Source organism: Desulfobacter sp. UBA2225, from assembly GCF_002348205.1.
GTDB classification, from domain to species: domain Bacteria; phylum Desulfobacterota; class Desulfobacteria; order Desulfobacterales; family Desulfobacteraceae; genus Desulfobacter; species Desulfobacter postgatei.
The window spans coordinates 1-14,382 of the sequence record NZ_DDYV01000250.1 but is presented as its reverse complement, the minus strand read 5'-3'; the positions used below and the strand labels follow the sequence as shown (position 1 = coordinate 14,382).

General features: G+C 48.4%; 8 protein-coding genes and 1 pseudogene. 7 read left to right on the top strand and 2 right to left on the bottom strand.

Features of this window, described 5'->3' with window-relative positions; translation table 11 throughout:
- Together B3D59_RS12415 and B3D59_RS12410 are read left to right on the top strand one after the other, a co-directional pair.
- Window positions 1–200, top strand: a pseudogene (locus tag B3D59_RS12415) (hypothetical protein); the annotation flags it as partial.
- 264 nt (window positions 201–464) lie between these two features.
- A complete protein-coding gene (locus B3D59_RS12410) occupies window positions 465–1,511 on the top strand; it encodes an RES family NAD+ phosphorylase (protein WP_286820148.1) in 1,047 nt (348 codons plus the stop codon).
- Window positions 1,512–1,693: 182 nt separating this feature from the next.
- Here B3D59_RS12410 and hrpA read toward each other — a convergent pair whose 3' ends face one another.
- Entirely contained in the window at window positions 1,694–5,716 is a 4,023-nt protein-coding gene (gene hrpA / locus B3D59_RS12405) for an ATP-dependent RNA helicase HrpA (RefSeq protein ID WP_286820147.1), read from the bottom strand.
- Between the two features lie 280 nt (window positions 5,717–5,996).
- On the opposite strand from hrpA, the gene B3D59_RS12400 reads away from it, so the two are divergent.
- From B3D59_RS12400 to B3D59_RS12385, 4 genes are read left to right on the top strand one after another with little or no spacing between them, the layout of a single operon-like run.
- The gene (locus tag B3D59_RS12400) at window positions 5,997–6,755 is read left to right on the top strand and encodes a ParA family protein (protein WP_277002317.1); all 759 of its coding nucleotides are present in this window, start codon (window positions 5,997–5,999) and stop codon (window positions 6,753–6,755) included.
- Window positions 6,752–7,621, top strand: a complete 870-nt coding sequence (locus B3D59_RS12395) for a ParB/RepB/Spo0J family partition protein (RefSeq protein ID WP_286820146.1) — start codon at window positions 6,752–6,754, stop codon at window positions 7,619–7,621. The genes B3D59_RS12400 and B3D59_RS12395 overlap by 4 nt, the downstream gene beginning before the upstream one ends.
- A complete protein-coding gene (gene ispH, locus B3D59_RS12390; protein ID WP_286820145.1) occupies window positions 7,618–9,324 on the top strand; it encodes a 4-hydroxy-3-methylbut-2-enyl diphosphate reductase in 1,707 nt (568 codons plus the stop codon). Before B3D59_RS12395 ends, ispH begins: the two co-directional genes overlap by 4 nt.
- A 36-nt stretch (window positions 9,325–9,360) precedes the next feature.
- Window positions 9,361–11,520 carry a DUF342 domain-containing protein gene (locus tag B3D59_RS12385; RefSeq protein WP_286820144.1) on the top strand — a complete coding sequence of 720 codons (2,160 nt, stop codon included), beginning with the start codon at window positions 9,361–9,363 and terminating at the stop codon, window positions 11,518–11,520.
- A 42-nt stretch (window positions 11,521–11,562) separates the two neighbouring features.
- On the opposite strand, the gene B3D59_RS12380 is transcribed toward B3D59_RS12385, so the two are convergent.
- Window positions 11,563–12,510 carry a SphA family protein gene (locus B3D59_RS12380; protein ID WP_286820143.1) on the bottom strand — a complete coding sequence of 316 codons (948 nt, stop codon included), beginning with the start codon at window positions 12,508–12,510 and terminating at the stop codon, window positions 11,563–11,565.
- A 471-nt stretch (window positions 12,511–12,981) separates the two neighbouring features.
- Between B3D59_RS12380 and B3D59_RS12375 the strand changes: the two genes are divergently transcribed.
- Window positions 12,982–13,725 carry a 4'-phosphopantetheinyl transferase family protein gene (locus B3D59_RS12375; protein WP_286820142.1) on the top strand — a complete coding sequence of 248 codons (744 nt, stop codon included), beginning with the start codon at window positions 12,982–12,984 and terminating at the stop codon, window positions 13,723–13,725.
- Window positions 13,726–14,382: the final 657 nt, after the last annotated feature.

Sequence of the window (14,382 nt, the reverse complement as noted above, 5' to 3'; positions counted from 1 at the left end):
TTGGCGCGGTCATTTATGACAGGGGGGGTGTGTCATTTACCATGGAAGAGAGGTGGTTATTGGCGTCTACCCATTATATTGAGTACAATCCGGTCCGTGCCGGTCTTGCAAAATGTTCTGAGGATTGGAAATGGAGCAGTGCCGGGGCACACATATGGATAAAAAGGATGAGATTCTTGTCAAAACACCCCCCTGCTTGAGATTGTCAATATCCCCTGGAGAGATTTTTTATTTTCTGATATTCATAAATCTGAAATTGAATTATTCAGAAAACATGAACGGACCGACTGACCGTTCAAACGACTTTTGTAAAACATTTGGAAGCTATTTTAGACAGGCGGCTGAGGCGCAAAAAAAACTGGTCGAAATAACAATGAGTAAGGTGTCCCCGGATTTATGTCCCCGGATTTAATAACAATGAGTAAGGTGTCCCCGGATTTTCGTTGGGCTTTCTGGAAATATCTATGAGTATAGTATTATGTTCTAATTGCTTTAATGATCAAGGGCTTCGGTTGGACGCAGAACAAATTGGAGATGTGGTAGACTCGGTTTGCCCAAACTGTGGTATGACGAGTGGTTGCAAGTTAACTATTCGTAGAGCAGGTGCCCTTGCGCATCGTTTTTTTGTGTGGGGCACACTTCACTGTTGCGAGTATGGTGCTGCCCCAGTTGTTCAGTTCAATGAATACCAGAAGTCGTGTATTGATACATCTCCATGGTTTGAAAAAGATATTGAACTCTTAAGCAATACATTAGGAATTGGATTCTTCTATTACGGACCCCGCCTGTGGATGGTCGGTGAGGTTGAGCCGTTGAAGGATCTTCAAGATAAGAATTCACGCAAAACTATAATCCAAAGAATTATTACAGAATATCCAGAAAAAAATTTGGACGAGTCTCAGTTGTTTTATCGAATCCGCAAGGAACCAGAAAAACCTAATGATTTTAAAGAATATGATTCACCACCAGATGAATTCTGTGGCACTGGCCGCCTTGATTCAAAAAATTTTCCGGTCATGTATGGTTCACAGGATTTAGAGGTCTGTGTTCATGAATGTCGCGTTACAGCAGAAGACGAGCTTTATGTGGCATCGTTATCTCCAACTCGGCAACTAAAGCTTCTCGATATTTCAAAATTGCTTCCAGAGGAAGGCGTTACTGACTTTGAGAGCCTCGACATGGCTGTTCATATGCTGTTTCTCGCAGGCAAGCACTCATACGATATATCGAGAGATATAGCACGGGAAGCATATGCTGCTGGCTTCGATGGAATAATTTATTCATCCTACTTCAGTTTGTTACGAACTGGAACGATGCCTTTTGAAACAACGTATGGCCTTTCCCATAGGCGTATTCCTCAAATGCAAGATTATGAACAATCGAAATCAATTCCTAATTTTGCTCTTTTTGGGAGGCCAATCAATGAATCTAAGGTTGAAGTACACTGTATCAACAAGCTGATATTGAGTCATGTAAAATATGGCTTCCATTTTGGGCCTGTTGGTTATTAAATCGAAGCCCAATAAAAAAATGCAGGGGACGCAAAAAGCCGCGCCCCTGATTTAAGCGTTAAAGTGTTGACTTTGTCTATAAAGGCTCTCTTCCGGGATAGGGTCGGACACAACATCTTGTATATTCCCCTGTCGTTGGCCGAAGGAAGGTAAAATACTTAAAATCAGTTTTTGGAAGAGCGCTATATCATGGTGGAAAGATCCAACAAAGCCTCATCCAGGCGTTTGGCTGAAATTTTGAACCGGGTTTTGAGCTCCTGGGCATATACGGAAATTTTATACTCCTCCAGCATCCAGAAAAACGCTTCCACTGCATTGGATTTTTCCTTTGAAGAGCCCGGGTCAAGGCTTGAAATCAGGTGGGCAAGCTTTTGTTCATAGGGCGCGACAAGTTGTTTTTTCTGGGCCTCTTTGGCCGGGTTATCCACCCAGCGCCTGGCGCGGATGGAGAGGCATTCCAGGTTTTTTGGCAATAGCGCAATCCGGTTTAGATCGTAAAGTTCCAGGAAATTGGCCGGGCACAGGTTTTTCAGCTCATTGAATATTGCTGTCAATGCCTCGAAAATGAGCGGTCGCTCCTTGGATGCAAGACTCAAGCTTTGCAGCAGATCAAAACAGGTGGCATATTCCCGGCCCACGGTCAGGATCTCTTCCATGGCCTGGCGGCCAAGGGTGTACAGTTTAGGACGAAGCGCCTGCACATGGTCATCAAACGCTTTTTGTGTGAAAATTTCCTTTTGAAAAAAGGCCTTTGCCATGGCATTGTAGGCCATCCGGGCAAAGGTGGGTTTGTCATTGAAGTAGGGTGCGATCCGGCTTAAGCCTTCAGTTCTGTTTATATCTTTTTTCAATGCCTTGATATCATCGGGGAACATGATTTCAAACAGGCGGCAAACCCCTTTGGTGTGGCTTTCCAAGGCCATTTCCCTTGTTTTGAACAAGGTTAAGGTAACCGAATCGCTGTCTGGTCCGCAGGAAAGACCGGGAAAGGCTTTGCGCCGGGAGCCGTTGCCTTCGTCCAACTGGATTTCCTGTTCTATGTCAGGAAAATTCCACTCCCGGAGATCTGTTTTTTCAAAGGCCTTTTTTGTCCGTTCAAAGGCATTGGTCTTTTGGGCCGGAGGTTGGGTGGCAAACGTTCCGAGTTTGGATAGGTCCCTTAGGGATTTGATCTCCCTGTCTTTGTGGTCCCGGATGGATATCCGCATTTTCAAGTGGTCCGCAAGATCTTTATCCGACCAGGCAGAAGCCGGGATCACAAGGTTGAAATGCTTTTGAATGACGCCGGACAGTTTTGAGTATAAAGGCGCATCCGAGTCGGGCAGGTGGTCGGCAATAAAATCAGCCCGCTGCTGTATGGGCATCAGCTTTACCCGATGGGATTTGGGCAGAGCCTTGATCAAAGCGGCGATCTTTTCCCTGAGCAGTCCCGGCACCAGTGTCTCAACCTGGTGGGGGGAGATAAGCGCCGCATCCTGACTTGGCACTTTCAGGGTCACCCCGTCCGTCTTTGCCCCGGGGTTGAATTCGTAATCCAGGGCAAACTCCCCCTGGTCCGTGGTAAGGGTGTCGGGAAACCGGGCCAGCAACGCCTCGTCCACATCTGTCTTCTGCAGGTCTTCACGGGTCATGCGCAGAAAGGTATCATCTTTTTTATCTTTGATGAATTTGGCAAAGGTGCGGATGTTGTAAAAGGGTTTGGGGAGCCGGGACTGGTAGAACAGATAAATCTCATCGTCCGAAGCCAGGATATCCCGCTGCCGGGTTTTGTCCTCCAGGGTTGCGATCTCTTCGATGAGATTTCTGTTGTGGGTCATGAACCCGAACTCCTGGTAGATCTCCCCCTGGACCAGGGCATGGCGGATGAACAGTTCCCCGGACTCTTCGGGATTGATTTTTCCATAGGCCACGGATCTGCCGCTTGCAAGGATAAGGCCGAACAAAGAGACCTGTTCGGATGCCACCACTTCCCCGCGTTTCTTTTCCCAGTGGGGGTCACTGTAGGTGCGGGTGCAAAGGCTTTGGCCGATCTCTTCGATCCATGCCGGGTCGATATTGCCCACACACCGGGCAAACAGCTGGCTGGTCTTGACATATTCGGCGGCCACAATCCAGTTGCCGGCCTTGTTGAACAGGCCGGAACCCGGAAAGATAAGAGCCTGTCCACCTTTGGCGGCTGTGAAAAGGTTTTTCTCCTTTCTTTGGGCAATGCCGGCCAGATATCCGTGGAGAAGGGCCTTGTGGATGGCGGCATACAAGGGACCGCCATGCTCAAACTGACCAGACTCAAGCTCTTCGGCCTTTAGGTGCTCTGCTGGCGGAGCTGTCTGTTCAATGCCGTGTTCTTTGATTATCCGGGTGATCTGGCCATGGATATCCTGCCACTCGTTCAGTCGCTTGAAGGAGAGAAAATTTTCAATGCACCATTTGCGAAGGGCGGAACGTGATTTTAACCGGTTCCGGGCGTCTATGCATGCATTCCAGATGTTGAGCAGGGTAATGAAATCTGATGCCGGGTCTTTGAATTGGGCATGTTTCTGGTCCGCGGCCTGGATCTTGTCTGCCGGTCTCTGGCGGATGTCGGAGACGGTCAGTGCCGTGGTGATGATTACCGCTTCTTTCAGAACCCCGGTATCTCCTGCGTTGAGCAGAATGCGGGAGAGTTTCGGGTCCATGGGCAGCCTGGCCATTAAGCGGCCCGAAGGGGTGAGTCGATATTTTTTGCCTTGTCTTTTTTTTGCACCTGTTTGGGGCCCAGGCTTGTTAGCTGCAATGGCGTCAAGTTCCAACAGGATGTCAAACCCGTCCGTGATACTTTTTGCGGCAGGCGGATCAATAAAGGGAAAGGTGGATACATCTTCAAGCCCTAACGCCATCATGCGTAAAATAACTTCAGCCAGGTTGCTGCGCAAAATTTCAGGCGTTGTAAAAAAAGGGCGGCCATTGAAATCATTTTCATCGAAAAGCCTGATGCATAGGCCGTTTTCCACACGGCCGCAGCGGCCCATGCGCTGGTTGGCGCTGGACTGGGACACGGGGCTGACCGGCAGTGCGGTGGTCCGGGTTCTTGGAGAATAGGCGGGGATACGGGCAAGGCCTGGCTCCACAACATATTTGATGCCGGGGATGGTCAAAGATGTTTCCGCCACATTGGTGGAAACCACGACCTTTCTGCCGGGACCTGAAGCAAATATCTTTGCCTGCTCTCCGGCAGACAGCCGCGCAAACAGCGGCAGAATCGTGACCCCGGAAAAGTTTTTCCCTTTAAGTATTTCCATGGTCTCTCCGATATCCTGCTCTGTGGGCATGAATATCAGAATATCGCCGGTCCGGGTGCGCATTAACAGATCAGCCGCGTGTCCGGCTGCTGCCTCCACATACCCCTGGTCATCCGGGGCACCGGTGCTCTCCCCGTTGTTATTGTCCTCTTCAATGGGTGCGTAGATCAGTTCCACCGGGTACATCCGGCCCGAAACCTCAATCACCGGGGCATTGTCAAAGGCTTTGGAAAATTTTTCCGTATCAATGGTGGCGCTGGTGATGATCAGTTTGAGATCACGACGATTTTTGACAAGGCTGCGCAGAATGCCTAAAACAAAATCAATATTAAGGCTGCGTTCATGGGCCTCATCCACAATCAGGGTGTCATAGTGGTTTAAAAAGCGGTCCTGCTGGGTTTCAGCCAACAAAATGCCGTCGGTCATCAGCTTAATATAGGCGTTGTCAGGCGTGTGGTCGTCAAATCGGATTTTATATCCCACGGATTGCCCCAAAGATTCATTGAGCTCAAAGGCAATGCGTTTGGCCACGGTCATGGCGGCAATGCGCCGGGGCTGGGTGCAGCCGATCATGCCCGAAACCCCGCGGCCCGCTTCCAGGCAGAATTTAGGAATCTGGGTGGTTTTACCGGATCCGGTTTCACCTGAAATGATCACCACAGGATAATCCTGTATGGCCTTAATGATCCTCTCTTTTTCGGCGTTGATGGGCAGATTCGGGTCAAAGCGGATGTTTTGGGGCAGATTGTCCATGCGCTGCTGCCGGATATCAGCCGAGGCCTGGGCTCTTGACAGAAGATCTTTTAAAAAATTTTTGCCTGCTCCTTGACCGGTTTTTTGCCTGCTGCGCAAGGCGCGGGCCAACATATACCGGTCCCGGCACATGGCCTTTGGAATGAGCGTTTTGATTTGATCTGAAATTGACATAATACCGCCAATAGTAGCCAGGGTTTTGAAAATGTCAAATAAACCGTTTGATACTGCCGTCCATTTTTTTATTGACATGGATTTTGGAATAGGGGAATACAATGGTTTACCCTATCGTTGGGGTTATTCTCGGGGCAACAGGGGAGAACTGTAGCAACATCAGCATATTGTTAACGTCTGTGATCCTGCCGTATCCTTAAAAAAAACGGCCAAATCGCCCGGTAGGTGAAATGGTCATATGTTTGCCTATACACTATAATTATGATAAGAAAATTGGATTATGACTCAGATTATCAGTATTGCCAATCAGAAGGGTGGGGTGGGTAAAACCACCACAGCAGTTAATCTGGCGGCCTCCCTCGCCAAACTGAAAAAAAAAGTGCTGCTTGTGGATTGTGATTCCCAGGCCAATGCCACCACTGCACTTGGGGTGGACAAACCCGCCCTGCAAGCCTCTTTGTATGACGGTTTGATTGGAGAAACCGGCATTGAGAATATGCTTTTGCCCACCATGCTGGAGGATTTGACCCTGGTACCGGCCAATGTCGATCTCATCGGATTTGAGGTGGAAATGATGTCCGTTCCAAAAAGAGAGGCCCGACTCAAGGAGCTTCTGGCTCCCGTGGCCGACAAATTTGATTTCATCATTATTGACTGTCCGCCGGCGTTAAGTCTTTTAACGCTGAATGCTTTTTCCGCAAGCCATTCCGTTGTTATTCCTTTGCAGAGTGAATTTCTTGCACTGGAAGGATTAGGGCAGCTTTTAGATACAATCAAGCGAATCAAGAATGCATTTAATTCGAGCCTGATAATTAAAGGCATTTTGCTGACAATGTTCGACAGCAGGACCAATTTATCCCAGAATGTGGTGGATGAGGCCAGGCAATATTTTAAAGACCTTGTGTTCAAGACAAAAATTCCCCGTAATGTGAAGCTTGGAGAGGCGCCAAGCTATGGTCTGCCGGTTCTTCTGTATGATAAAACGTCACCAGGTGCTAAAAGTTATATCTCTTTTGCCAGGGAACTTCTAAAACGATGATGAACAAGAAACGAAAAAATACCGGTCTGGGCCGGGGAATATCTGCGCTGATCCCCGATATGGAAGAACCCGAAGCCAATTCGGATTTTTTCTTTTGTAATATTGAAAAGTTAACCCCTAACCGCTATCAGCCCAGAACCCGGTTCAGTGAAGAGGAACAGGAGCGGCTTACCCAGTCCATTGCCGAACAGGGTGTGCTCCAGCCCCTTTTGGCCAGGAAAATGGATGGTGCCTATGAATTGATTGCCGGAGAGCGGCGCTTGCGGGCAGCAAAGGCGGCCGGGCTTGCCCAGGTTCCCGTCATTATCCTGGATCTTACGGATGAGCAGGTTCTTGAGGTTTCGATTATCGAAAATGTTCAAAGGGAAAATCTCAACGTGCTTGAGGAGGCCGAAGCTTATTTCCGGCTCATTGATGAGTTTGGATATACCCAGGAAAAGGTGGCCGAAAAAATCGGCAAGAATCGGTCCACCATTGCCAATCTGCTGCGTCTGCGCAGTCTGCCCGAGAAGATCAAGGAGAGTCTGGTTGCCGAAGAGATCACCATGGGACATGCCAGGGCATTGTTGGGGGCAGGTACTGTTGAAAATCAGCTCTATCTGTTCGAACAGGTGGTGGCGCAACATCTGTCGGTGCGGGAAACCGAACGATTGGTAAATCAGGATAAAAAAGAGCCTCAAAAAATCGCAAAAAACATTAATGCGGACGAAACACAGTTTCTGGAAGAGACCTCGTCCCAGATATCCTCCCGGATCAACTCTCCGGTCTCCATCAAGAAAAGCGGGGGCCGTGGACGAATCGAGATTAAATTCTCATCCGGGGCCGAATTTAACCGTCTTGTGGAGTTGCTGAGTAGAGTTTCATGAAAATTTCAATTGCTAAAACCGCAGGTTTTTGTATGGGTGTCCGCCGGGCCGTGGACATGGTACTGGATGCATCCAATGAGGCCAAGGAACCGATTTATACCTATGGTCCTTTAATCCATAATCCCCAGGTCCTGGAGATGCTGGAAAGCAAACAGATTTTTAGGATGGATACGATTCCCGAATCCGGAAAAGGCATCGTACTCATCCGGGCCCACGGGGTGCCGCCCGAAGATGAAAAGGCCTTGGCTGATGCCGGGTTCACTGTGCTGAACGCCACTTGTCCCCGGGTGGTAAGGGTCCAGGTGATCATCGATAAATATTCAAAAAAGGGTTATGACACCATTATCCTTGGGGATGAAAAGCATCCGGAGGTTATCGGCCTTCTGGGATATGCCCGGGGGAAAGGACATACCATCACCAATCTGGATCAGCTTAAAGCACTTCCCAGGTTTGAAAAGGCTGTGCTAGTGGCCCAAACCACGCAGAACACCAAGATTTTTGCGCAGATCAAAGAGTGGTGCAGGACCAATACCCCCCATTACGAAATTTTTAACACCATCTGCGATTCCACGGAAAAACGGCAGAATGAGGTCCGGGAAATGGCGGTTACCCATGATGCCGTCATTGTTGTGGGGGGAAAATTTTCCGGAAATACAAAGCGCCTTGCCCAGGTAGCCGCTGAAACCGGTAAACCGTCCATGCACATTGAACAGGCATCGGAAATCGATTATGCATCCATTTCCCATGCACAATCCATTGCCATTACCGCAGGCGCTTCCACGCCCAACTGGATCATCAATGATACCTGCAGCAGGGTGGAGCAGGCCTTGAGAGAGAAACGGCCCGGGCTAAAAAAAGTTATGGCCGTGCTGGATGTGCTGATGAAAACCAACATGATTCTGGCCGCAGGCGCCGGTTGCCTGACCCTGGGGACAGCCATGATTTCCGGTGCACAAAATCCTGGTGTGCCAGCGGTCATTGCCATGTTTTATATCCTGTCCATGCAGATCATGAACAACATGATGACCATCGGGGCCGATACCTACAACAAACCTGACCGGGCAGCCCTTTATAAGCGAAACAAGCAATGGCTTTTGCTTGTGGCGTTCCTGTCCGGTGCGGCCGGGCTTTACCTGGCATGGACAAGGGGATGGGGGTATTTTAGCATGCTGCTCATCATGATGCTGTTAGGCATGTCCTACACCCGCACCATTGTCCCCTCCTTTTTCTCCGGACGAAAAATGTACCGGATCAAGGATGTTCCGGGGTCAAAGACCATACTCATTGCAGCGGCATGGGGTATTGTTACAAGCCTGATGCCCGGGATCAGCCTTAAGGCAAACCCTGGCCTGACCCTGGTCGCCTTTGTGTTTGCCACAGTACTTTCGTTTGCCAGGACCACCTTTATGGATATCCTGGCTGTCCAGGGTGACAGGATTGCAGGCCGGGAAACCCTTCCCATCCTTCTGGGCAAAAAGAAGAGCCTAAAATTTGTTCGTTACACCCTTGTGGTCGCAATTGTTATTCCTTTAATTTTAACCGTTTGGGTCTCTCCTGCCGTCTACCGCCTTGCCCTTATACCGGCTTTCATGCTTATATTGACCTTACGGTATAAAATTGACAGAGATCTTTCCGCCAACTTTTATGAGTTCTGGTTCGAGTTCCCCTTGCTGTTTGCAGGCGTTATTGCTGCTCTGAGCTGATAATTATCCTTTCTTACGGCAAATGCAGGAAAATATATGGCAAATGGGTCAAAACAAGACAATACAGTTCCGCTGATAGGCACCCTGGCTGTTAAAAAGCAACTTATCAGTGAGGAACAGTTGCAAAAGGCCCTTGCCCAATGCAGTGATGATAACAATATAGAAGAAAAACTCACCGCATATTTTCTTGCAGAAAACCTGATTTCATCCCAGGATCTCCACCGGCTGACCATGGCGGCCAAGGCCGTGAGCATCCATCAGAAGGAATATCGGTTTGGCGCCATCGCGCTTGCCATGGGTATTGTGAATAAAAGCGTTCTGGATTTGGCCTTAGAGGAGCAAAAGGAGCAGCTTGAAAAGGGGAAAAAACCCCGGCGCATTGGGGACCTGATGGTGGAGGCCGGCCTGATTACAGTAAAACAACGGGATGATATACTTAAACTTCAGAACCGCCCCTGCAAGCCGCCTGACGAGGCCCACAAACCGCCGGAAAACTCAGAACGTCTCGTGAAGGGGCTGGCCATCGCCCATGATGCGCATTACACTTCGGCCAACAATATTCCGGGGCAAACCCTGGAATCTGATGGAGATCAGGTCCTTGACCGTATGGGACAGGTGGCGCAGATATGCGGCGGGCTTTTACTCCAGATCACCTGCGATCATTTGTATGCATTTTTATCAAAAACCTGTGACATGGATCCGGATATCCCGGCCGTGGTTATTCGTGGGGCTTTGGCCGAAAAGGGGGTTGTTTTTGGTCTGGCATCCGATGACCGGATAGAGCGATTTATCAGATCCCCCATTGCGGATTCCACATTTTTCATTGTGGCCCAGGGGGTGCCTCCCTCCCCGGGCAAAGATAGCAAAATAGAGTTTTTTTTTAATACGGATTATCTGAAAACCGGTGGTATGGATGATTTTGGAAATATTGATTTTAAACGCAGGCGCCCAAGGCCGCTGGTGGAAAAAGGCACCGTGCTGGCTGAAAAAATTGCAGGGAGCACACCCCAGCCGGGCAAGGATGTCTACGGCAATACCATTAAGGCGATTGCCGGAATGGATGATCTGTGTCGTGTCGGCGGCGGCGCAGTGTTGTCCGAGGACGGTCAGAAGGTTCTGGCCACGGTCCGGGGAACCCCTATGATCACCCTGGCCGGGTCGATTGTGGTCCATGAAGAATCTGTCGTTAAGGGAGATATTGACAATGAAACCGAGCCCGTTGAATTTGACGGCAACATCCGTGTCTGCGGGAGCATAAAATCCGGCGCCAGGGTCTGCGGCGTTGATATTTCCGCACTGGAAGTGGACAACGGCACTGTAGAGGCCAACGGAGATCTGACCGTTACCCGCGGCATCAATGCCGCCCGGGTGTACGCCCGGGGCAATGTCTATGCAAACTACATTACCAATAGCGAAATTGTCTGTATGGGTGATGTGTTTGTTAAAAAGGAGATTGTGGATTCAACAATTGAATGCTCCGGGGCCTGTTCCATTATCACCGGTATGCTGGTTTCAAGCCGGGTGTTCGCCAAAATGGGGCTGATGGCCCGTAGTATAGGCTCCGGCGGAACAGCCGGCCCTTCCAGGATCAGGGTCGGGCATGATGCGTTTGCTGCCCGGGAACTGGAAAAAAACAGTGCCGGGACAATGCAGGTGGAAGAGGCAATCCATAACCTTGGGAAGAAAAAGAATACGATCCTCAGACAGGCGGCAGGTATTAAAAAACAGATGACCGAACTGGAGGGGGTCAAGGAACGTCTCCTGGTTAAATGCCGGAAAATTGAATCCCGGAGGGCACGCTCCCCGGGTGACCGGGAATCCTTGCACAGCCATTTAACCGGACTTAAAAAAAATCTAAAGGCTGCGGAAACCAAAATGCAGATGTGTGCGGCACAAATCAAAGACCTTGTAAAACAGGCAGCAAAAGTGGACCGGCAGTTCTCTGGACCGGCGGCGTCCCAAAAGGGACTGGCGGATGAGAAAAAAAATCTGCTCCGCTGGTCGGAACATACCCCGGGAAAGGCTCGGGTGGTTGTGGACGGTGAAATCGTGTCCGGCACTGTCTTTGTGGGCCTGCACAGCAGATTTGTTCCTGATACTGAACTCTGTCATGTCCGGATTACGGAGCGGCCCGTTAAATGCGAGGATCAGGAACAATCTGAAGTCATTTACCAGATGCAGGTGGACACTCTTTGACAGCCGGCCGGCCCTGGGCGATTCATCTGTAATACTATAGTCTTAGAAGGCATACATGAATTTAAGCCAAATTTTTTCGCCTTTAGGTCTGTTCTCAACGTTGGTATCAAATTGTACCTTTGCGTTGAAAAACATATTTTTGTAATTGTACTGGATGGCTGGACCAATGGAAAATGCCTTGCCCTTGCTGTTGCTGATATCGTTTTCCGAAAGTTCGTCATCCGTGGACTGAAGATAGAGCATACCGTTAAGGCCGAACATCCAGTGGCCGAAGTGCTGTCCAACCAGGTAATCACAGATAAATTCATTTCCTGTGGTGTAATCGGTGTCTGAATTCTCAAAGTTGACCAGATACTGCAGTTTTGCCGAAACTTCAAACCCCGTATTGCTGATGTAGGTTAGTGCCATAATAGGTGCCACAGTCCAGTAATTTCGACCAAGATTGGCCGCATCATTGACATCATATTCTCCCACAGGAAGCCAAACGTCCAGTGAGCCTATAACATGAAAATTTTTGTTCAGATGCCAACCCAGAATCAGTGCAGAAACTTCAATATCGCCAAGTCCGGTTGTGGATGCATCCACCCCTGTCTCGACAATATCAACCTGGGCGTTAAGAACGGGTACGATGGCGTGCCAGGCCACACTGGCCCCGAACAGGGTCATGTCAGAGACATAAATCAAACGCAAAGTCGCTCCGGTGACATCAAGATCAAAATCCACAGGCACTTTGTCACCGTTACCGTCCATTAATTGGTCTGCAGTGTAATGAAAAGCGTAAACAATGGGATAAAACCCCGGTCCGGGCAAGGCCCCGGACATGAAATCCTCGTTTCCGCCCATGTAGGCAGAACCGCCGCCTTCAGCCGCAAGTGCGCTGTGAAGCGGACAAAAGATCATGGCCAGTACAAGCATAAAGCCTGAAACCGCCTTAACTAATTTTAATAATTTTTGAGCATAGGCGTCCCTAAAAAAGATAATTTTTTGCATAAAAGATCCCCTCATACGCTGTTTTTTTGTTGATTCTATTCTGTAATTGACCAGATTCCTTATACACAAAGACTCTCCTCCCATCAAGGATCTTATCCGCAGAGGTGGCCGGATTTCGCGGAACATTGTCAAGTGTGTTGCGGTATTGGAACAGATAGACGCGGTGACACTATTCTCCTCAGTTGAAGTTTGAATTGTCCCCTCCGCTGATCAACCGGGGCCTGCCAATTATCATAAAAGTATAAGGAAATTAGGGCTTGGTCGCCCTCATTCGTCTGGCGCACATGCCGGCATATTTAAGGCTTTTTTTACCAAAAAAATTTCAGGACGGGAATAGAAAATTTTAAAATTTCCCGGAAAAGATCTGATTCTGAAATGAATTTAAAGCTTAAAAAGGATCTTTTTTATGGTATGGTAGTATCCTTTTTAAACCTGAGGATACGAAAAATTAAAGAACAGCAGGTCTCAGTTATGAAAAAACCGCCTTCTCCGGATTCCGGTCATGTTTATGTATACTACACCCGGGCAGACCGGATATCAGATCCCTGTCTTTTAGAACAATACAGGGCCTGTCTTTCCCCCCCTGAAATCCGAAAGGCGGATCGGTACATGAAACAGTCAGACCGGCACCTCAGCCTGGTGTCCAGGGCACTATTGCGCTATTTGATCGCCGAAACGACCGGACAGGATCCGCGATCTCTTAACTTTTCGGTTAATGAACATGGCAAACCCTTTCTTGATCAATTGCCGGATATGCATTTTAACCTTTCCCATAGCCATGGTGCGGCAGTCTGCGCCCTCTGCCGGAATGCTGCCGTGGGTGTGGATGTGGAAGATGTGGGGCGGCACACGGATTTTTCCATTGCCAAACGCTTTTTTGCTTCTTGTGAGGCAGGGCTTGTCTCACAGGCACCAGAGGCTGAAAAACGAAAGCTGTTTTTTGATATCTGGACTTTGAAAGAGGCCTATATCAAGGCCGTTGGCAAGGGACTATCCATCCCTCTAAACAGTTTTTCCTTTAATGTAAATGAAACTGACATTCAAATCACCTTCCACGATACGGGTCGGGCCGACCCCATGTGGCAGTTTTTCCAATGGCGCGTCGAACCCGGCAAAATTGTTGCTGCCGCCGTTCGGTCCGCGTCTCCCATTGTTTTTAAACATTTTGGGTGCGTTCCGTTTGTCGGTATAGCCCCCAACCCATTAATTTTTTAAGCTTAATTTTTATAAGAAAGTCCGGGTAAGTTACTCAGATCTTTCAAGCTTTGTTGTGGGCTATGACTGGCAGTTGATATGTCAGGTCAGCCCATGGCTGTTTATAAAAAAACATCCCCAAAATGATCAGTCCCCCACCCACTGATCAGCACTCATATGTACAAATATATTGATGGGCTATCTTAATATTATTATTATACAATCACCGAATATCTCCTATCTCAAAGCCGAAAATGCGGGCGGCAGCCACATCCTGCGTAAACCGGATTCTGCTATTCAACTTTATTACTTTCTTGTAGACGATTTAAACAGAGACATGCTCATGATCAACAGACCCTATAAACAAAGCGTTTGAATCTTTCATGCATGCGAATATCTAAAACGCGGTATATATTTTGCTTGTTTGACCTATCCAATGATAATTTTTATTAAAGAAGAAAAAGAAATGAAAGCAAAATCTATAGTGGACCCCAGTGATGTCCGGTTAGGTTTTTGCATTGCGACTCCGATGCAAAATTTTTGATAAAAAACTTCATTTTTTGTTGACAAATATGCACAAAAGCTTTGTTTTTCCTTGAAAAAAACTTCAAGGAGAACCGACATGGCGAATATTTCAATCCCAAAACATGAACTTCAATCCCTGACTTTTGACAAATT

Excerpts from the sequence above, each read along its gene's own strand:
- B3D59_RS12410 (WP_286820148.1), top strand. The coding sequence starts at position 465 with ATGAGTATAGTATTATGTTCTAATTGCTTTAATGATCAAGGGCTTCGG.
- hrpA (WP_286820147.1), bottom strand. The coding sequence starts at position 5,716 with ATGTCAATTTCAGATCAAATCAAAACGCTCATTCCAAAGGCCATGTGC.
- B3D59_RS12400 (WP_277002317.1), top strand. The coding sequence starts at position 5,997 with ATGACTCAGATTATCAGTATTGCCAATCAGAAGGGTGGGGTGGGTAAA.
- B3D59_RS12395 (WP_286820146.1), top strand. The coding sequence starts at position 6,752 with ATGATGAACAAGAAACGAAAAAATACCGGTCTGGGCCGGGGAATATCT.
- ispH (WP_286820145.1), top strand. The coding sequence starts at position 7,618 with ATGAAAATTTCAATTGCTAAAACCGCAGGTTTTTGTATGGGTGTCCGC.
- B3D59_RS12385 (WP_286820144.1), top strand. The coding sequence starts at position 9,361 with ATGGCAAATGGGTCAAAACAAGACAATACAGTTCCGCTGATAGGCACC.
- B3D59_RS12380 (WP_286820143.1), bottom strand. The coding sequence starts at position 12,510 with ATGCAAAAAATTATCTTTTTTAGGGACGCCTATGCTCAAAAATTATTA.
- B3D59_RS12375 (WP_286820142.1), top strand. The coding sequence starts at position 12,982 with ATGAAAAAACCGCCTTCTCCGGATTCCGGTCATGTTTATGTATACTAC.